Annotated in this window: 15 protein-coding genes and 1 pseudogene; 5 read left to right on the forward strand and 11 right to left on the reverse strand. The window is 59.6% G+C overall.

Annotated features, from left to right (window positions below; translation table 11 throughout):
• Nucleotides 1–70: 70 nt before the first annotated feature.
• Nucleotides 71–715 carry a HEPN domain-containing protein gene (locus tag ACTG1K_RS12570; protein ID WP_440005553.1) on the forward strand — a complete coding sequence of 215 codons (645 nt, stop codon included), beginning with the start codon at nt 71–73 and terminating at the stop codon, nt 713–715.
• A 320-nt stretch (nt 716–1,035) separates the two neighbouring features.
• On the opposite strand, the pseudogene ACTG1K_RS12575 reads toward ACTG1K_RS12570, so the two are convergent.
• Both ACTG1K_RS12575 and ACTG1K_RS12580 read right to left on the reverse strand, forming a co-directional pair.
• Nucleotides 1,036–2,253 (reverse strand): annotated as a pseudogene (locus ACTG1K_RS12575) (replication endonuclease); the annotation flags it as partial.
• Between the two features lie 289 nt (nt 2,254–2,542).
• Entirely contained in the window at nt 2,543–4,042 is a 1,500-nt protein-coding gene (locus tag ACTG1K_RS12580) for an alanine/glycine:cation symporter family protein (RefSeq protein WP_199428610.1), read from the reverse strand.
• Nucleotides 4,043–4,390: 348 nt separating this feature from the next.
• Between ACTG1K_RS12580 and ACTG1K_RS12585 the strand changes: the two genes are divergently transcribed.
• A complete protein-coding gene (locus ACTG1K_RS12585) occupies nt 4,391–4,828 on the forward strand; it encodes a GNAT family N-acetyltransferase (protein ID WP_425856030.1) in 438 nt (145 codons plus the stop codon).
• A 76-nt stretch (nt 4,829–4,904) separates the two neighbouring features.
• Nucleotides 4,905–5,669: a zinc-dependent peptidase gene (locus ACTG1K_RS12590; protein ID WP_425856055.1), complete on the forward strand. Its 765-nt coding sequence runs from the start codon at nt 4,905–4,907 to the stop codon at nt 5,667–5,669.
• 81 nt (nt 5,670–5,750) lie between these two features.
• On the opposite strand, the gene ACTG1K_RS12595 is transcribed toward ACTG1K_RS12590, so the two are convergent.
• From ACTG1K_RS12595 to ACTG1K_RS12635, 9 genes are all read right to left on the reverse strand, one after another.
• Nucleotides 5,751–6,347 carry an acetate uptake transporter gene (locus ACTG1K_RS12595; RefSeq protein ID WP_425856028.1) on the reverse strand — a complete coding sequence of 199 codons (597 nt, stop codon included), beginning with the start codon at nt 6,345–6,347 and terminating at the stop codon, nt 5,751–5,753.
• Nucleotides 6,348–6,571: 224 nt separating this feature from the next.
• Nucleotides 6,572–9,574 (reverse strand): DUF748 domain-containing protein, encoded by a 3,003-nt coding sequence (locus ACTG1K_RS12600; RefSeq protein WP_440005556.1) that lies wholly within the window; start codon nt 9,572–9,574, stop codon nt 6,572–6,574.
• Between the two features lie 52 nt (nt 9,575–9,626).
• Entirely contained in the window at nt 9,627–10,388 is a 762-nt protein-coding gene (locus tag ACTG1K_RS12605) for a substrate-binding periplasmic protein (protein ID WP_440005558.1), read from the reverse strand.
• A 36-nt stretch (nt 10,389–10,424) separates the two neighbouring features.
• Complete coding sequence (locus tag ACTG1K_RS12610; protein ID WP_005336945.1) at nt 10,425–10,835, reverse strand: MerR family transcriptional regulator; 411 nt, start codon at nt 10,833–10,835, stop codon at nt 10,425–10,427.
• A 2-nt stretch (nt 10,836–10,837) separates the two neighbouring features.
• Nucleotides 10,838–11,806 carry a hydroxymethylglutaryl-CoA lyase gene (locus ACTG1K_RS12615; protein ID WP_257696628.1) on the reverse strand — a complete coding sequence of 323 codons (969 nt, stop codon included), beginning with the start codon at nt 11,804–11,806 and terminating at the stop codon, nt 10,838–10,840.
• Nucleotides 11,803–13,773: an acetyl/propionyl/methylcrotonyl-CoA carboxylase subunit alpha gene (locus ACTG1K_RS12620; protein ID WP_440005560.1), complete on the reverse strand. Its 1,971-nt coding sequence runs from the start codon at nt 13,771–13,773 to the stop codon at nt 11,803–11,805. The genes ACTG1K_RS12615 and ACTG1K_RS12620 overlap by 4 nt, the downstream gene beginning before the upstream one ends.
• On the reverse strand, nt 13,770–14,606 hold the full coding sequence (locus ACTG1K_RS12625; RefSeq protein WP_120414129.1) for an enoyl-CoA hydratase-related protein: 837 nt from the start codon (nt 14,604–14,606) through the stop codon (nt 13,770–13,772). The genes ACTG1K_RS12620 and ACTG1K_RS12625 overlap by 4 nt, the downstream gene beginning before the upstream one ends.
• 11 nt (nt 14,607–14,617) lie before the next feature.
• On the reverse strand, nt 14,618–16,219 hold the full coding sequence (locus ACTG1K_RS12630) for a carboxyl transferase domain-containing protein (protein ID WP_440005562.1): 1,602 nt from the start codon (nt 16,217–16,219) through the stop codon (nt 14,618–14,620).
• Nucleotides 16,216–17,358, reverse strand: coding sequence for an isovaleryl-CoA dehydrogenase (locus tag ACTG1K_RS12635; RefSeq protein WP_440005564.1), 1,143 nt, complete (start codon nt 17,356–17,358; stop codon nt 16,216–16,218). The genes ACTG1K_RS12630 and ACTG1K_RS12635 overlap by 4 nt, the downstream gene beginning before the upstream one ends.
• Nucleotides 17,359–17,662: 304 nt before the next feature.
• Between ACTG1K_RS12635 and ACTG1K_RS12640 the strand changes: the two genes are divergently transcribed.
• Both ACTG1K_RS12640 and ACTG1K_RS12645 read left to right on the forward strand, forming a co-directional pair.
• Nucleotides 17,663–18,820, forward strand: coding sequence for an acyl-CoA dehydrogenase family protein (locus ACTG1K_RS12640; RefSeq protein ID WP_440005566.1), 1,158 nt, complete (start codon nt 17,663–17,665; stop codon nt 18,818–18,820).
• A 140-nt stretch (nt 18,821–18,960) separates the two neighbouring features.
• Nucleotides 18,961–19,743, forward strand: a complete 783-nt coding sequence (locus ACTG1K_RS12645) for an enoyl-CoA hydratase (protein ID WP_440005568.1) — start codon at nt 18,961–18,963, stop codon at nt 19,741–19,743.
• Nucleotides 19,744–19,752 lie beyond the last annotated feature (9 nt).

A 19,752-nucleotide genomic window follows, 5' to 3' on the forward strand; every position in this document is an offset into this window, starting at 1 on the left:
GCGATACCTTATTTATTGATATATGTTTACATATGATGCCAATTGGTTGGAAAAGTTAATAGGAGGCCACATGCCATCTCAGGCTTATCGCAAATTTTTATATAATACACTGGATGTCGATAGATTAATATCATCCCATAATATATTGAGCCCAAGCAGTAGAGGTCGGAGAGGCTTAGGACATATAACTAGAAGTGGCGTTGTTCTCTTATGTGCAGCATGGGAGGTATACGTAGAGGAATTAGTTGTTGAGTGCTCGCAATATTTAGCAAATAGTTTCTTTAATCCTACTGAGTTGCCTCTTTCAGTTAAAAAAAACTTAGCTAAGTTCATCAAGGAACATAAAAATGAATTAAAGTTGCTTGAGCTGGGCGGTAGTGGCTGGAGAGATGTTTATATAAACTATTGTAAGGATAATGCCACTAAAATTAATACGCCAAAACCAACAATTCTAGACCCACTTTATAAACAACTTATCGGGTTAGATGGATTGTCAGATTTTTGGTCATGTGGCGCTGATTATATAAAAGACTTTGTTGGTATTCGAGGTGGGATCGCTCATAATGGGCGTTCATCTGGATATGTAACAGTCCGCGAGCTAATTGAATATAGAGATGCGATATTATTTACTGCAAAAGAAACAGATAACCAAGTATGTGATTATGTATTTGGTACAGTACAGTCAACGATACGGCCTTGGCGTAAATTACGATAAAAATAGTTTGTTTTATGTGCGCTAAATGCTAATGGGTGAAAACTAATATCGACAGTGTAGGCATAAGTTAATTAAATAAAAATACATTATGTTGTTTAGCTGATGGAATGTCTAATTGTTTGATGGCTGGTTGTTATTAGTTGATACAATCGGGCTGAGCCGTTGTGTTGATTTTTTCCGATAGCACTTAGGGGGAGAGAGCTGTTGTGTCACCTAGTAGGATGAGGGGTTCTGGCCAGAAATGGTTCAGCTTCTCGTTTGTTGGCCGGCTCTCTGCTTGTTTATGTCCATTCTTCGTTGTAGTTTTCCTGTTCCTGAGTTCACGTTGGCACATCCATCTCCTCCAACACACGCCACATCTCTGATTGATAGGGCTCTGGCAATATCTCGATCCAGCGGTGTGTCCCAGTATGGCCTTGCGCCTGGTAGACCTCGCCGCACAGTTCAACCAGCATCGGCCAATCCTCATCCCCTTCCGGTACCGCATACTCATCCGGCTGGTCCTGTTCGGTTGGCAGTTGGCAATCTGCTATCCAATCCGGCTCGCTTGGGAGCGATCTGCACGACTGCACCTGGCCGTTCTCCAGCCAGAGGGTGAAACCGTCTGTTCTGACACTGGCGCCAGCCCGCAATCGCTCGATGGAGAAGGGCGATAACCCCCATTGTTCCCTCATGATCTGGTCTGTGAAGGCATCAGGATCTGGCCGCGTACAGTTATTGTCAGAGCTCCAAGGTGCCGGGCTGTCGCCCGTCTTAACCCCACCCCCCCTCGCTGCAGCCTCGGCGGCTTTTCTGGCGTCATGGGTGCCGGCAGGCACAATTTCCCACCCTTGCAGGCGGGTCTTGATACCCAGGCGAGCGGAGGTAATGCCCATCAGGCGTTTGATGTCTTCGCCATAGCTGTTGGCCTGCTCCTCGATGAGGTGGGCCAGCTTGATGGGGTGTTCGGCACGGGTCGCCAGTGCGCCGCCCATGGCGTGCAGGTAGCAGCGAAAGATGCCGTTATCAGCGGCAAATCGGGCTGCCTCAAAGCGTGGGTCTTGCAGCACTGGCTTGGGTGGGCCAACCAGTTCGGCATTCTTCTTGGCGTTGCTGATGCGGCGCAGCTCGCGCCATACTCCAACCGGGGCGCCGCCGATCTGCTGGAAGGTGCGAATGCCCCACCAACTGGCCCAAGCCACGGCATGAAGGGCGCCCTCATCGGCGGCAGTGCCGGCCTCTTCGTCATCGTCCAGGTAGGCGCCGTCGATGTTCTTGGCAATGTATTTGGCGATATAGCCCGCGGCATCGCCCTTGGCTGGGTCTATCTCTTTCCAGTCGAAGCGGGGAGTAAAGTCGGTAAAGGGTGGGGCGCCCTTGATATCCCGTACCAGCTCTTCGTGGTTATCGGTCAGGGCATAGCGTTGCAGGATACCGATCACCCGGTTGCGATCTTCCGGGCGCATAAATAGCAGCAGGTGCCAGTGCGGGGTGCCGTCGTGGTGAGCCTCGCACACGCGAAATCCATAAACGGGCGCGTTCCACCGTTTGAGGGCGGCCACTTGATATTTCATCAGACGATGACCTATGCCCACTTTGCACCGGATTATCTGAATGATGCGGTCCACTTTAACCCGCTGGAAAACCATCTTAGGCCAGCTTGATCTTCCGCGAGAATGGGCAGAAAAAAGTGTCCACATTTTGCCAATTTTGGTCTCTTTTCACGTCCCAAAGTGTCCCTTTGTGTGGCACTTAACTCCTTGGTTTGAACGTAACTTTTTGAAATTAAATAAATAAAAAATGGCAGCCGAGGCTGCCATTTTTATTGATGTCTTATGTCGTTCTGGTTCAGGAGGTCTTGCGATCCTGATCGGGCTCGAACTGATGGCCCGATTTCTCCAGCTCCAGGTTCTCTTCGGATCGTTTGCCCACCCAGTAATCGGCGTTCTTGATGCCGAGCTTCTCCGGGTGGAATACGGGGTCAATCCCTTGTGCCTGCTGCGCTTCATAATCCTTCAGACAGGTGAAGGCGGTCTTTTGCAGCAGCAGAATGGCGATGATGTTGAGCCATGCCATCAGGCCGACTCCGATATCACCCATGCCCCACGCTAGATCCGCCGTCTTGACGGTGCCGTAGACGGTGGCAGCCATCAGCGCAATCTTCAGCAAGAAGGTGAGCCAGGGGCGATTAATCTTGCGGTTGATGTAGGCGATGTTGGTTTCGGCGATGTAGTAGTAGGCAACGATGGTGGTGAACGCGAAGAAGAACAGCGCGATAGCCACGAAAATGCTGCCAAAGCCCGGCATCATGCTCTCCATGGCGGTCTGCACATAGCCCGGGCCTGCTGCGATACCGGCAATCCCCGTGTAGATGGCGGCGCCGTCCGGCCCTTGTACGTTATAGAGGCCGGTGATCAGCAGCATAAAGCCGGTGGCGGAGCAGACGAACAGGGTGTCGATATAGACGGAGAACGCCTGAACCAGACCCTGCTTGGCCGGGTGACTCACTGCCGCCGCAGAGGAGGCGTGCGGCCCGGTACCCTGACCGGCTTCGTTGGAGTAGACCCCGCGTTTTACCCCCCACATGATGGCCAGACCCAGAATGGCACCGAAACCGGCATCCAGACCGAAGGCGCTCTTCCAGATCAGCAGGATCACGCTCGGCAGCTGGCCGATATTGAGGGCGATGATGACGCAAGCCACGATGATGTAGCCCAGCGCCATAAAGGGCACCACGGTACTGGCAAAGCTGGCGATACGCTTGACGCCGCCGAAGATAATAAAGCCGAGCAGCAGCGCCAGACCGGCGGCGGTGACGTTCGGATCGATATTAAAGGCGGTCTGCAGGCTGGAGCCGATGGAGTTGGCCTGCACGCCCGGCAGCAGCACGCCGCAGGCGAAGACGGTAGCGATGGCGAAGGTCCAGGCGTACCACTTCATGCCAAGCCCTTTCTCGATGTAAAAGGCCGGGCCGCCGCGGTATTCACCGTTGATCTTCTCTTTGTAAACCTGACCCAGGGTGGACTCCACGAAGGCGGAGCTGGCGCCGAGGAAGGCGACCATCCACATCCAGAACAGGGCGCCCGGGCCCCCGAAGGTGATGGCGGTGGCCACACCGGCGATGTTACCGGTACCCACGCGACCGGCCAGGGTCATGGCCAGCGCCTGGAAGGAGGAGACACCGGCATCGGTGCTCTTGCCATCAAACATCAGGCGCACCATCTCTTTGATATGACGCAGTTGCAAAAAACGGGTGCGCAGGGAGAAGTAAAGACCGACCCCCAGACACAGGTAGATGAGCGCAGGGCTCCAGATTACACCATTGATGGCATTGACGATTTCATTCATGTACAACAACTCCTTTGTTGTGTTTGTGGCGCTGTCTTGGCGAGATCTTGGCCTCGCTCTCTGTCACTGTTTTTGGCCCTGTTTGTTAACAATCCAGTTAACAAATGAGCGCGGGGGTGAGGGGTTAAGCAGAGCGCAAACACGCGCTATGCATGGCTTGTAACATATCGAGTTGTATCAGTGCTTCCCAGCGAAAAATGTTGCCTTGTTGCAAATTTGTGAATTGACAAGGGTGGGGGGATAATGGCAGGCAGCGTTTTCTATGAGTAAAGATGAGATCCTCCTTGTTGATCTGCGCCAGACAATGTGACGGGCGTAACACAATGGAAAGCAAACATGAGGCCAACAATGAAAAATGATCCTGAGACGTTGACGATCCGTCCCCCTGAGGCCGACGACGGGAGCGCCATCGCCCACCTGTTCAGCCAATTGGGGTATCCTGCCGAGGGCGGTGACGTGACGGCGCGCCTGTTGGCGCCGGATCCCGCGAGCTCGGTGCTGCTCGCCTCCCTGGCCGACAAGGTGGTCGGCGTGCTGGTGTGGCACAAGCTGGCACCGCTGCATGTTGCACCAGCTTGGGGCCTGATCTCGGCGCTGGTTGTCGATGAAGGGGCAAGAGGGGCGGGAGTGGGCGCAGCCCTGCTCAAGGGCGCCGAAGCGATGGCGCGGGCCGCAGGTTGCGCCCAGCTGGAGCTATCCAGCAGTCTCAAGCGCGAGGCGGCCCACCGTTTTTATCTGGCGCAGGATTATCAGGAGCGGCCGAAACGGTTCGTCAAACTGTTGTGACCTGTTGTTTGCATCAAAAGAAGGAGTAGGCGTGCTGGGATGGTTCAAATGGCTGGGTGGTCGCCTGCAAACGCCCATGAGTGAGGATGAGTTGGCGCTGTGGCGTCAGGCGCTGGCAGCAGTGCCCATCTTGCAAGGGCTCAGCGACACCGAGCAGACGACGCTTATCGGCTTGGGGCTACAGCTGCTCAAGCGCAAGACCCTGACCCTGATCGGGGTCGAGCTCAGCCCCCGCCAACAGGCGGTGCTGGCGCTGCAGGCGGCGTTGCCCATCTTGCACCTTGGCCTTGACTGGTATCGCGGCTTTCACGAAGTCATCATCATTCCCGAACCCGTCACCCGGCGTCAGGAGGTGCAGGATGAGTTCGGGCTGGTGAGCGAGTTTGAAGAGGAAAACGCCGGTGAATCCTGGCCGCAAGGGCCGCTGGTGCTGGCCTGGAGCGAACTGCAGCAAGATGGCGACTGGGACGGCTTTAATCTGGTGATCCACGAGCTGGCCCACAAGCTCGACATGCTGGGTGGTGAGGCGGATGGAGCACCGCCGTTGCCGGGGCAGATGAGCAGCCAGCTCTGGCAACAGGCATTTCAGAGCGCCTTCGATGCGCTGTGCCAGCAGCTTGATCGGGACGAAGTGACCGATATCGATCCCTATGCTGCTGAACATCCCGCCGAGTTTTTTGCCGTCAGCTGCGAGTGTTTCTTTACCGATCCGCTGCGGCTGCAGCAGGTTTATCCCGCTGTATACCGGCAACTGAGCCAGTTCTTTAGCCAGGATCCAGCCCTGCGTTTCCCCGCGACCCGCTTGCTGGCGGGGGAGGGGGACACAGGGTCACTTGGCTGATAACCGATCTGTTGAACGGTTATTCGAAATAGCAAAAAGGCACCCGAGGGTGCCTTTTTTACAATCTGAATGGGTTGCCTATCAGGCAGCGGCTTTCAGCTGTACGGCGGCGGCTTTCTTGTGATCGCCGATCGGCATTACGGTGCGGCCGAACTGCTCGTTGATTACGGTGGCCATGGCAAGGTAGATGGCGCTGGCGCCACAGATGATGCCTTCGAAACCGGCGATGGTGCCGATCAGGGTGCTGCCGGTGAAGTCACGGGCGGCCAGCAGGAAGAACAGCACGGTCAGGGAGGCGAACACGAACTGCTTGGCGCGCGGGTAGTTGATGGTGCCAACCAGCATGAACAGGGTGAACATGCCCCACATCAGCAGATACCAACCCATGTAGGCGTGCGGAGTGGCTTCGGTCAGACCCATGGTCGGCATGATCAGCAGGAACACCAGGCTCAGCCAGAACAGGCCGTAGGAAGTGAACGCGGTCACACCGAAGGTGTTGCCACGCTTGTACTCCATGATGCCAGCGATGATCTGGGCGATGCCGCCGTAGCACAGGCCCATGGCCAGGATCATGGCGCTGATGGGGAAGAAACCTGCGTTATGGATGTTCAGCAGGATGGTGGTCATACCGAAACCCATCAGACCCAGAGGGGCAGGGTTGGCCAATTTTTCGCTCACGTGGCGTTCTCCAAAAATAGAGGTGGGGGTTAACAAAAGACGCGCGATTTTAGGCAGGCTGTGGCGCGCCCGCAAGGGGGCAAGGGGGATAAATCGTAAAAAAACTACGTGATTATTTGCATCAGAGGCCAAATGCTCACCAGGACAGGCTGTTTGGTGAGCAAAAGGTGTCAAAATAGTTGAGGGATTGTATTTTTATTACGCTTTTACGCAGTGCGGCGGCGTCACTGATCCAGTGTCAGGATCACTTTGGCTTCCTTGTCCTCTTCCTTGACCTGGCTGTCGAGCACGAACAGCCGCTCCGGGGCGATCCCCTGGCTGTCGACCAGAAACTCCTTGGTGTTTTGCGCCCGGCGCATGGCGAGATTGCGCAGGGATTTGGCGGTGATGAGCTGCTGATCTCGCAGCAGGATCACCGCCTGGGCCCGCAGTGCTGCGCTCTCTTCATCCAGATGGAGGCGGTCCGCCAGATCTTCCAGGTCTTCGCCAAAGCGCTCTTCATAGGCCCGAGCCAGCGCCTCTTGCAGGGCGGGGTCCTGTTCCAGCAGGTCGAGATCCGCCTGATTGCCGGTGAGCTTGGCCAGTACCCGCTCCAGCTTTTGCCGTTGCAGGATGGGGCGCTCCTCGTTGAAGTTGACCTTGCCGCGAATGTTCATGTTGAGCTTGGGTCTATCCTTGAGGGCCTGCGCCAGCTTGACCAGTTTCTCCTGCTGGGTGGGGGTGAGATCGGGCTCCCCCGGCAGGAAGGGAAGTTCGTCGAGATCTTCGGTGCCATCGGCCAGCGAGGCGAGCAGGGAGAAGGGGGAGGTGATCGCCTTGCTCAGTGTGTTGCCCAGCACATCCCAGAAGATATTGCCGATGCTGAAGTCCGGTTGATCGAGATCCCCCTTCACCTTGAGATTCATCTGTATCACCCCGTTGGCATCGCTTAGCAGGGCGATGGCCAGCCCCAGCGGCAGATCCTTGGCCTGATCGCTCTTGATCTTCTCGCCCAGTTGCAGCTTCTTGATGGTGATGTCGTTATCCCCTTCCAGCCGGTTGCCCTCCAGCTTGTAGTGCAGCTTCATGGAGAGCTGCCCCTTGTCGATGGCATAACCGGCATAGGTACCCGAATAGGGGGTAAAGGTGGTGAGCTCCAGATTGTGGAAAGCGACCGCGATGTCGAGGATCGGGTTGGCGACCAGCAGGTTGGTGCCGCCGCGAATGGTCACCGGCGCATAGCGATCCACCTTGCCGTTGAAGGCGAGATCGGAGCGTTGCCCCGGAATATTGCTGATATGGCGACTCTGGCCGCCCAGCGAGGCGATATCGGCCACAAAATCCTGACTCAGACTGCGGTCGGCAAAGCGCAGGTTGCCCTGCTCGGTGCGCAGCTGGTCGATGGTGAAACGAAAGTCGGGAGCCTTGCTGCCTGCCTTTGCTTCAGTACTTTTTGCTGCAGCCGGTTGCGGCAACAGCAGCTGTTGCAGGTTGGTGGTGCCATCTTCGTTGATCTCGATGCGGGCGAAGGGCTTGTTCAGGGCAATGCCCTTGATCCGCATCTGCTGGCTGATGCCGTCATACGTCAGACCGGTGAGAGCCAGGGTGTTGAACTCCAGCAGCCGCTGATTGTCTGCCCGATCGACTACTTTGAGCCCGTTGATATCGAGCCCCCCTTGCAGGGTCAGCTTGCTGAGATCTCCCTGGGTGGTGGTGGCGAGATCGAGGCGGGTCTTGCTGCTCAGCAGCCCGTTTTGCACCTTGATGCGTACCAGATTGGCCAGATAGGGCTGTGCCAGCGTGAGGGGTAGCCCCTGCTGGTTGATGTCGCCGCTTAAGGTGAAGGGGCTCAGGGTCAGTTGGCCATCAAAGGCGAGGGGGCTGCCCTGGTTGAACTGGGTGGCCAGAGTCAGTTTGCTCGGTTGTTCCCCCTTGCTGCCCAGTGGCCCCAGCGTTAGCTGGAGGCCGGAGAGCTGGCGTGCCTGCGGTTTGCCGCTGCTCGATTCGGTGAGAGTGAGATCGCCCTTGTCGATATGGATCTGCTTGATCTGCCACTGCCAGGGTTTGTCTGGCGAATGTTTCTTGCCGTTACCGGCTGTCTTTGCTTGTTGTGCCGACTTGGGCGCCGCATTGTTGGCCATCTCGTTTGCGGCGTTGGCTTCTTTGACGAGCTTGGCGGGGGCCTGTTCAATCAGCAAGTCAGCCAGATCCAGTTCCAGCTGTGGGTTGAGGGTGGCCTTGAGCAGGGGTTGTTGCAGGGTTACCTTGCTGATCTGGAGGGATTGTTTCTGGCCATCGACAGCCAGCTCGCTCAGGGCCAGCTGGCCGAAGCGGGCAAATTCGTCGCCCTTGTGTTTTTTAAGCTGCCAGTTGTCCAGGGTCAGCTTGCCTTTGGACAATTGCCACAGTACCCCCTGCTTGCCCTCTTTAAGCTGGTACTCCACCTCTGCATTGGCGTGGCCCTTGGCCAGATCCAGCTTGAGATAGGGTGCCCAGAGCGGGGCGAAGGGTTTCAGCTCGACCTGCTTGAGGCTCACCTTACCCTGACCCATGCCGCTCATCACATCGAGTTTGCCGTGAGCGGCGAGGCTGCTTTTGCCGTTGATGGCGGCGCTCAGCTGATAGGCGGTCGGGTGATTTGCCTCGGTGCGCAGGTTATCGAGTTTGAGGGCCACTTTCTCCAGATTGAGGGGCGGCAACCAGCCGGGTTCGCTCTCCTTGCGCTGATCCTGATAGCGCACATGCCCGTCAGTGACATTGACGCTGGCGATGTCGACCATTAGCGGGGCGCTTGCTGTCTCGGGCTCGGGGGCGGGCGCAGGGGTGAGCAGGGTCGCCAGCGCATCGGTTAGATTGAGTCGAACATCCCCCTTTTTGTCTGCCAGCCGTTGCAGCTGCACCACGGGTTTGGTCAGGGTGACGGTGGAAAGCACGACCCCTTTCTGCTGCCAGCTGGCTTGCAGGTTTGGGGTGATAAAGAGCTGTTCAAAACCGATGATGGTCTGCTGCTTGGCATCGAGCAGGGCAGTCGCGCCGAGGGAGATAGAAGGGTTGCGCAGTCCTACGTCAATCTCCCCCAGCGTCAGTTGCAGGCCATAGTGCTCGGCCAGCCAGCCGGGCAGATAGCGCTGGATCAAACGGGGGGTTTGCCACAGCAGCAGAGTGATCAGGATAAGAAACAGCAGGAAAGCGTAGGCAAGGTAGCGCAGCAAGCGGAGCTTGGGGGACGCGGGCTCGGTGGTGTTCATTTGGTGCACTCCCATTTGGTTCCCGCCATGGTACAGAAAAGCTGGATAGTAATCATGGGGTTGCGTGCTGTTGTACGCCGTACTTTGTCCAAAGGCGATCCAGTTCACCCTTTTGTTGCAGCGCTGCCAGCCACTGTTCCAGCTGGGCAGGGGTAATGGGGGCCTCAGGGTGAAGGATTGCGCGGTGCTGATACTGTTGATCCCATTTTTGCGAGATCAGCAGCTGGTCGGCGGTGTCGGGGTGGGCCAGCAGATACTGGTTAAGGTAGGAAACGTTGAGAATGGCTACTTCACCACGCCCTTTGAGTAGCGCTTGCAGGGCACTGACGTTGTCTTTGACCAGGGTGATATTGAGCTTGCGCTGCAGGTAGAGGGGATCAGCATTGAACTGGCCGACGCCGTAGTGGTAGCCGGTCACCCCGATAAGATGATGCCGAGAGGGGTCATCGAAAAAGCGCTGATCCCGGCCCGTTTTGTTCAGGGCCACATAGACCTCACCACCACCGAGAAAGGGGACTGTCATCTTGAATTTATCTGTGTCCCAGCCCCACTTGCTGTCTTCAAACAGCATCAGCGAGAAACGGCCCAGATCGAGCGCCTTGTAACGGTTGGCGGCCGAGGTGGGAACAAACACGAATCTTACCTCTTGCTGGATCTCGTTTAGCTTGGCGATGAGGTCCAGCGTCAGCCCTTCATAGCGGGAATCGGGGAGTTTGATCACAAAGGGGGCATAGGGGTATCCACCAACCTTGATGAGGGGATGGCTCCAGCCAGAGAGGCTGAATAAGAGCAAAAACCAGCACCAATATCTCATGGGATCCCCAGGGCAATAGCTTGCTCCCAGATTCGGTTAATCTGCGCCAGTTTTCAAGCTGTTAAGGGAATTAACACAGCGCTGTTCGGCGGCTTCCAGCTCGGCCATCACCATCTGGATATCCTCCAGTTGCTGGCGCAGGGCGCCGCGTTTTGCCTCGATCAGCTGGATCATGGAGTGGAGCTGGGTTTTGCTCGATTTGTCAGTGTCGTACATATCGAACAGCTCGCGGATCTCGGCCAGGCTAAACCCCAGCCGTTTGCCGCGCAGGGTCAACTTGAGCCGGATCTTGTCCCGATGGCTGTAGATGCGGGTTTGCCCCTCCCGCAGCGGGGTGAGCAGCCCCTCATCCTCGTAGTAGCGGATGGTGCGCGGCGTGACATCGAATTCGTGGGCCAGCTCCGAGATGCTGTAGGTGATCTCCTTGCCGGGCAGGGAACGGGACATGATCATGACTCCTGTTGCTGGGCGTGTGGCTGGCAGAGGCGGGCACGCAGCCGCTCGGCATTGGCGTGCAGGGCCTGACCGACCCGCGAGCCGTTGGGGCGAGCGAGTTGCTCGCTCACCCACTGGCCGGTGGCCGCCAGTTTGTCGAGATCCACCCCCGTCGTCATGCCAAGGCCGTGTAGCAGGTAGACCACCTCTTCTGACGCCACATTGCCGGAGGCGCCCGGCGCATAGGGACAGCCGCCAAGGCCTGCCACCGAGCAGTCGATGGTGCGAATGCCGCGCTCCAGCGCGGGCAGCAGGTTGGCCAGACCCTGGCCGTAGGTGTCGTGAAAATGGACCGCGAGTCGCCCCGCCGGGATCTCGTGCAGTACCGCATCCATCATGGGCGCCACCGTACCCGGGGTGCCGACGCCGATGGTGTCCCCCAGCGAAATTTCGTGGCAGCCGAGATCCAGCAACTGTTCGGCCATGGCGGCGACCCGTTTCGGGCGGGTCGGGCCATCAAACGGGCAGGCGATGACGGTGGAGAGGTAGCCGCGCACCTTGATGCCGAGGCGGCGCGCCTCCTGCACCAGCGGGGCGAAGCGCACCAGCGACTCCTCCACGCTGATGCCGATATTGGCGCGGGTAAAACCGTCGGAGCAGGCGGTGAAGAGGCCAATCTCGTCGGCGCGGGCGGCAATGGCTGCCTGCAGGCCTTGCAGATTGGGCACCAGAGCGCCGTAACGGGTTGAGCCCTTGCGCGGCAGTGCCTCGAACAGCGCTGCGGAGTCAGCCATCTGCGGCACTTTTTTGGGCGATACAAAGGCGCCAACCTCGATGCGCAGCAGACCGCTATCGGTAAGGCGCTGGATCAGCTCCAGCCGCTGTACCAGGGAGAGGGGCGCAGCTTCATTTTGCAGGCCATCTCGCGGCCCCATCTCCACCAAACTGACCCTGTCGTCACGGACGTCCTGTGATCGGTTCATGGGTGTTCCTCCTGTGAAGCAGTCTCTTCGGCAAAGCGCACCAGCACGGTTCCCTGGCTTACCTGCTCGCCTTGTCTGCACTGCAGGGCTTCAATTACTCCGTCCCGCTCTGCACGCAACTGGTGTTCCATCTTCATCGCCTCCAGCACCAGCAGGGGTTGCCCCTTGCTGACTGTTTGCCCCTGCTCGATCAGCACGGCTACCACTATGCCGTGCATAGGCGCGATGGCGCCCTGCGCCTTCTCGTTTGCCTGCTCATGGTGGTGGCTGTGCTGCCGATCATCGGCCGCGAAGCGGATGCGCTGGCCCCCCAGGGTCATGATGAAAGTTGCCTCCGGGCCTGCGACCGTCTGAATGGGGATCTGTTGCCAGCCGCCACCCTGTTGTAGTCGGATATGGTCGTCACCTCTTTGGTGGCAACGGGTCTCTCCTTGCCACTCAAACTGGCCGCCATGATCGTGAAGGGTCAATACCCGGTGCTCATCACCGATGCGCACCGCCGCTGTCCAGCAGCGATCCGGCCCCAGCCGAAATCCGCAGGCTTGCTGCCAGGGGGAGGGGCCCGCAGTGCGGCTCGCCAGCCAGAGGGTGGCGAGCGGCCAGGCGAGCTCAGGAATGGGCTGTGCTGTGGTGGGGATGGGCCACTGGGTATGGTGGCTCATGGTCAAGACGTCAGGCTCTTCACACAGGCGCAGCAACAGCGGTCCGTTATGCACCAGCGGGCCGAGATCCAGTGCCGCCAGCGCATCGGCCAGTTTGGCGAACGCCTCGGCTCGACTCTGGCCGTGGGCGATCAGCTTGGCGATCATGGGATCGTAATAGGGGCTCACCTCATCGCCAGCGGTAACGCCGGTGTCGATGCGCACGCCAACGGGCCAGTGGAGCCAGTGGATAGGCCCGCTGGCAGGCAGAAAACCGGCCGCCACATCCTCGGCGTAGAGGCGCGCCTCCACCGCATGGCCGCGCAGCACCACTTCCTCCTGGGTGAGTGGCAGCGGCTTGCCTTCGGCTACGGCCAGCTGCCAGGCCACCAGATCCTGCCCGGTCACCGCTTCGGTGACCGGATGCTCCACCTGCAGCCGGGTGTTCATCTCCATAAAGAAGAACTCATCCTTGCAGAGCAGAAATTCGATGGTGCCAGCCCCCTGATAGTGGATGGCCTTGGCTGCGGCCACGGCTGCCTCCCCCATAGCGCGGCGCAGAGCCGGAGGGATATCGGGGGCGGGTGCCTCTTCGATCACTTTCTGATGGCGTCGCTGCAAGGAGCAGTCCCTGTCCCCCAGATAGATGGCGTTGCCGAGGCTATCGGCAAAGACCTGCACCTCAACATGGCGAGCCTGGGGCAGATAGCGCTCCAGCAGTACCAGATCGTCACCAAAGGCAGCCTTGGCTTCCCGTTTGACTGCCGCCAGCGACTCGTCAAAGTCGGCCAGCTGATCGACCCGACGCATCCCCTTGCCACCGCCGCCACTGGCTGCCTTGATAAGTAGCGGGAAGCCAATCTGGCTCGCCTGATCGCGCAAGAAGTCCTGCCGCTGATCCGTGCCGTGATAGCCGGGCAGCACAGGTACGCCGGCCGCCTGCATCAGCGCCTTGGCGCCCGATTTATCGCCCATAGCGAGAATGGCGGCGCCGCTTGGGCCGACAAAGCGCAGGCCGCGCTGTTCGCAGGCGGTGGCAAAATCGCTGTTTTCCGACAGAAAGCCGTAACCGGGATGGATGGCATCGGCGCGCGCCTCTTTGGCAATCTTCAGCACCTTGCCGGTGTCGAGATAGCTCTCTCTGGCCGGTGCGGGCCCCAGATGCCAGGCCTCATCGGCCAGACGGGTGTGCATGGCAAGGGCGTCGGCATCGGAGTAGAGGGCGATGGTGTGAATGCCGAGGCGTTTCGCCGTCTTGATGATGCGCACGGCGATTTCGCCGCGATTGGCAATTAGCAGGCGTTTAATCTGAATGTGATGGGTCATGTCTCATCCTTGAAACGGGGACGCCAGGCGGGAGGGCGTTTGTCGAAGAAGGCTTGCATCCCCTCCTGAGCTTCGAGACCGACCCGTACCCGGGCGATGGTCTCGACTGTTTTCTCTTCGTGCAGGCGGGAAGGATGGGCCTCTATCGCCGCCAGCAGTCGTTTGGTCTCTTTCATCGCTTCCGGCCCGTTGCGGCACAGACGAAGGGCCTGCGTCCGCCCCTCCGCCAGCAGTTGATCCGGTTTGCAGAGTTGGTGTGCCACATTGAGCCGACAGGCGGTAATGGCATCGAACGGCTCGGCACTGAGCATGTAGCGGCGCGCCTGACGCATCCCCATAGTGCGCACCACGTAGGGGCTGATCACCGCAGGCACCAGACCCAGGCTCACCTCTGAGAGGCAGAAGCGGGCATCATCGCTGGCCAGCACCAGATCGCAGGCACAGAGCAGCCCCAGCGCCCCGCCGTAGGCGGCCCCTTGCACCAGCGCCACCGTAGGGAAGGGAAGCTCATCGAGGGTCTGCATCAGCCGCGCCAGTACCCGAGCGTCTTCGCGATTGTGCTCGAAATCTGCGTGGGCCAGATTACGCATCCAGTTGAGGTCGGCGCCCGCGCAGAAGTGTTTGCCCTCTGCCCGCAGCAGCAGGGCGTGGGGGCGCTCGGCGAGATCATGACCATGGAGATGGGCCAGATCATCGAGGCAGTCGAGCAGCCCCAGCATCAGGTCGGCATCAAAGGCGTTGTGGCGGGCCGGACGCGACAGCACCAGCTCGGCCAGTGGGCCGTGCCGCTCCAGCCGAAACGGGTTCTGGGAGGAAGTAAGCGGATCTGACATGGGTTTGCTCCTTACATCCGAAAGATGCCGTACTGCTCGGGTTCTGCGCGGGCCCCCTGACAGGCGGCGAGCGCCAGCGCCAGCACGGTGCGACTCTGGGCCGGGTCAATGACGCCATCATCCCACAGGCGAGCGCTGGCGTAGTAGGGGTGACCCTGGCGCTCATACTGCTCGATCACTGGGGCACGGATGGCGGCCGCCTCCTGCTCGCTCAAATCTTTGCCCTCGGCAGTCAGCTTGTCGCGACGCACCTGCACCAGCACCCCGGCCGCCTGCTCGCCCCCCATGACGGAGATGCGGCTGTTGGGCCAGCTAAAGAGAAAATCGGGTTCATAGGCGCGGCCACACATGCCGTAGTTGCCAGCACCAAAGCTGCCGCCGACGATCAGGGTGATCTTTGGCACCCGGCTGCAGGCCACTGCGGTGACCAGCTTGGCGCCGTGCTTGGCGATCCCCTCCTTTTCTGCGCTGCTCCCCACCATAAAGCCGGTGATGTTCTGCAAAAAGAGCAGCGGGATGGCACGCCGGTTACAGAGCTGGATAAAGTGGGCCCCCTTCTGGGCACTGTCGCTGTGCAGCACGCCGTTGTTGGCGAGGATCCCCACTTCCATGCCGCAAATACGGGCAAAGCCGGTCACCAGTGTAGTGCCGAACAGCGCCTTGAATTCGTCAAAGTCAGAGCCATCCACCAATCGGGCAATCAGTTCGCGGGCGTCGTAAGGGCGTTTGAGACTGGTGCCCACCAGACCGTAGAGCTCCTCTATGGGGTAGCAGGGGGGCTCGTAGCCGGGGCTGCTCTCTATCGGCTCGTTACCCAGATGAGTAACCAGCGTGCGGGCGATGGCCAGCGCATGGGCATCGTCACGGGCCATATGATCAGCAACGCCGGAGTGGGCACAGTGCACTTCGGCGCCGCCCAGGGCCTCGGCGCTGATCTCCTCGCCGGTGGCGGCCTTGACCAGCGGCGGACCCGCCAGAAAGATGGTGGCTTGCTCCCTGACCATGATGGATTCATCAGCCATGGCGGGCACGTAGGCGCCGCCAGCGGTGCAGAGTCCCATCACCACTGCCAGCTGGGGAATGTTCTGGGCCGACATGCGGGCCTGGTTGTAGAAGATGCGGCCAAAGTGATCCCGGTCGGGGAACACCTCATCCTGCATCGGCAGAAAGGCGCCGCCGGAATCCACCAGATAGAGGCAGGGGAGGCGCAGCCGCTCGGCGATGGCCTGGGCGCGCAGGTGTTTTTTCACCGTGAGCGGGTAGTAGGTGCCGCCTTTCACGGTGGCGTCGTTCACCACCAGCATGCAGAGCCGGCCCGAAACCCGGCCGATGCCGGTGATGATGCCGGCGGCGGGCACCGGCTCGTCATAGACCTGCCAGCCAGCCAGCGCCGACAGTTCGAGAAACGGGGAGCCCGGGTCCAGCAGCTGGTTGATGCGCTCGCGGGGCAGCAGCTTGCCACGGGCCTGATGGCGGGCGTTGTTGGCCGCGCCGCCCCCTAGCGCGATCTCGGCAATGCGGGCATGGAGATCGTCGACCAGCCCCTGCATTGCAGCCCGATTGGCCGCATATTCCGGGCTCGCCGTGTCGAGACGGGAGTGGAGCCTGCTCATGCGTTATCCCCCATCAGCTCGCGGCCGATGAGCCAGCGGCGGATCTCCGAGGTGCCGGCGCCGATCTCGTAGAGTTTGGCGTCTCGCAGCAGGCGGCCAGTGGGGTATTCGTTGATGTAACCGTTGCCGCCGAGCAGCTGGATAGCGTCGAGCGCCATCTGGGTGGCGTTTTCGGCGGCAAACAGGATAGCTGCGGCGCAATCTTTACGGCTGGTGCGACCCTGATCGCAGGCGCTCGCCACCGAGTAGACCAGCGCCCGGCTGCTGGCTTGGCGGGTATACATGTCGGCGAGCTTGCCCTGCACCAGCTGGAACTCGCCGATGGCTTGACCAAACTGCTTGCGCTCACGCACATAGGGCAGCACTACATCCATACAGGCCTGCATGATGCCAAGGGGGCCCGCAGCCAGCACTACCCGCTCGTAATCGAGCCCGCTCATCAGCACCTTGACCCCGCCGTGCAGGGTGCCCAGCAGGTTTTCCTGCGGCACCCGGCAGTTGTCGAACACCAGCTCGCAGGTGCTGGAGCCGCGCATCCCCAGCTTGTCGAGCTTCTGGGCGGTAGAAAAACCGGGAGTGCCGGCTTCAACGATAAAGGCAGAAATTCCTTTGGGGCCCGCACTGGTATCTGTCTTGGCATAGATGACGAAGGTGTCGGCATCGGGTCCGTTGGTGATCCACATCTTGTTGCCGTTTAGCACGAAGTGATCGCCCTCGCGCACCGCGGTGAGGCGCATGCTGACCACATCGGAGCCGGCTCCCGGCTCGCTCATGGCCAGCGCCCCCACATGCTCGCCGCTCACCAGCGGGGGGAGGTAGCGTGCTTTTTGCTCCGCCGTGCCGTGGCGGTGGATCTGATTGATACAGAGATTGGAGTGGGCGCCGTAGGAGAGGCCGACCGAGGCGCTGGCGCGGCTTACCTGTTCCATCACCAGCACATGGGCCAGATAGCCGAGGTTCACCCCGTCATACTCCTCCGCCACCGTGATGCCGTGCAGCCCCAGTTCACCCATCCGTGGCCAGAGATCACGGGGAAAGGCGTTGCTCTGATCGATCTCGCTGGCGCGTGGGGCGATCACTTTCTGGCAGAAGGCCGCAACCTGTTCGGTCAGGGCATTCAGGGTTTCATCCATCTGCATCCATGCTCTCCTTGCGGATATGACAGTCGGGTAGGAAGGTTGGTTCGACCGGCTGACTCGGCGTTACGGCTGTCAGTGGTCGGTCCATTTTGTACTTCACTTCTGCCACAAGTTTACGTTAGCGTAAACGTAAATCAATTGTTAATCTGTTGTGTGTCGATAGATAGGTGGTAGTGAGAGCGTCAGCAGCTACCACGACAACAGCGCCATAGTGGCAGATCCGAATGACCAGTGTGTGGGCGCCGCGTCATAAAGCGCTAAAGCGGTAAAGTAAGCGCGGGGCAACAAGGGAGCGAACGACGAGATGGATTTTACCCTGACCGATGATCAACAGGCGTATGTGGAGGCGGCCGCCGCCTTTGCCGATGAGGCGCTCAAACCCCATGCCGCGCGCTGGGACAAGGAGCATGAGTTTCCGATCCCGACCATCAAGCAGGCGGCAGAGCTAGGTTTTTGTGGCCTCTATACCCCGGAGCAGTTTGGCGGATTGGGGCTGCCGCGCCTCGATGCGAGCCTCATCTTCGAACGCCTCGCCATGGGGTGTACCTCGACCACGGCGTATTTGACCATCCACAACATGGTGAGTTGGATGCTGGGTAGCTGGTTGCCCACCGAGGTTGCCAAAGAGTGGGTGCCCAAGCTGGCCAGTGGCGAGCTGCTGGGGTCCTATTGCCTCACCGAGCCGGGGGCGGGCTCCGATGCGGCGGCACTCAAGACCCGAGCCACTCGCGAGGGTGATAGCTACCTCATCGAGGGGACCAAGGTCTTTATCTCGGGAGCAGGCAGCAGCGATGTGCTGGTGGTGATGGCCCGTACCGGTGGTGAAGGTGCGAAGGGGATCTCTGCCTTTATGGTGCCGGCTAATGCCCCCGGCGTGAGCTATGGCAAGGCAGAAGAGAAGATGGGCTGGAACAGCCAGCCGACCCGGGAGGTTGTCTTTAATGGGGTTCGAATTCCTGCCTGCTATCGGTTGGGCGAAGAGGGGGAAGGATTCAAGTTCGCCATGCAGGCCCTTGATGGGGGGCGCATCAATATTGCCACCTGTTCGGTGGGCACCGCCCAGCAGGCGCTGGACGATGCGCTGGCTTATGTGCAGCAGCGCCAGCAATTTGGTCACCCGATCAGCGAATTCCAGAGCGTGCAGTTTCGCCTGGCCGATATGGCGACCGAGCTGGCTGCCGCCCGCCTGCTGGTACGTCAGGCCGCCGACAAGCTGGATCGCGGGGCACCCGACAAGAGTGCCTGGTGTGCCATGGCCAAACGGTTTGCTACCGATGTGGGTTATCGAGTCTGTGATGAGGCTCTGCAACTCTTTGGCGGCTATGGTTATATCCGCGAGTATCCGCTCGAGCGCTATCTGCGCGATACCCGGGTACACCGCATTCTGGAGGGCACCAACGAGGTGATGCGACTCATCATCGCGCGCCGCATGCTGGCCGATCCCGGTTTGTCGCTGGGCTAACCGGTGGTCGCATCAAGGGTGTGTTACCTGCCATCCGATTTGCATCATGCCATGCCGGTTTCGGCTTTGTGAGCCAGCCACAGGTTGGTGTCATTCAAGCCTGTCATCATGGCGGCAGCTTCATCGACAAGGACAATGTTATGACAAGGATCAGACTCGAATATCATGGCCACGTGGCCTATATCACTCTCGACCATCCCCCTGCCAACACCTGGACCCTCGCCAGCCTGCAGGCCTTTTTGCAGATGATGGTGGAGCTCGACAGTCGTCCCGATGTGGTGGCGCTGGTGATCCGTGGTGCGGGCGACAAATTTTTCTGCGCCGGTGCCGACCTCAATATGTTTGTCGAGGGGAATGTCGAGCTGGCCCGCGAAGTAGCCGAGGCCTTTGGCAATGCCTTCGAGGCGCTGGCCCGTTTCCATGGCGTCAGTATCGCCGCCATCAATGGTTATGCCATGGGAGGCGGGCTGGAAGTGGCGCTGGCCTGTGATATCCGTATCGCCGAGCAGCAGGCGTTGCTGGGACTGCCGGAAGCTTCGGTGGGCTTGCTTCCCTGTGCCGGTGGCACCCAGCGTTTGACCGAGCTGGTGGGGCCGGGCTGGGCCAAGCGGATGATCCTCTGCGGCGAGAAGGTGAGTGCCTCGCTGGCCTACGAGATGGGGCTGGTGGAGGAGGTGGTGAAAACCGGTCAGGCGTGGGAGGCCGCGCACCAGATGGCCCATCTGGTGGAGCGCCAGAGCCCGAGTGCCCTGCGCGCCTGCAAAACCCTGATCAATCAGGGCCGCAGTGGCCCGCGGGATGCCGCCTTGCCCCTTGAGCGAGCGCGGTTTCTCGATCTCTTTAGCGATGCCAACCAGCGTGAAGGGGTGGCCGCCTTCCTGGAGAAACGCTTACCGCGCTGGCAATATGGCCCAACAGAGTAAATCCATACG

The organism is Aeromonas sp. 102P (assembly GCF_051920345.1).
In the GTDB taxonomy this organism is placed as follows: domain Bacteria; phylum Pseudomonadota; class Gammaproteobacteria; order Enterobacterales; family Aeromonadaceae; genus Aeromonas; species Aeromonas veronii.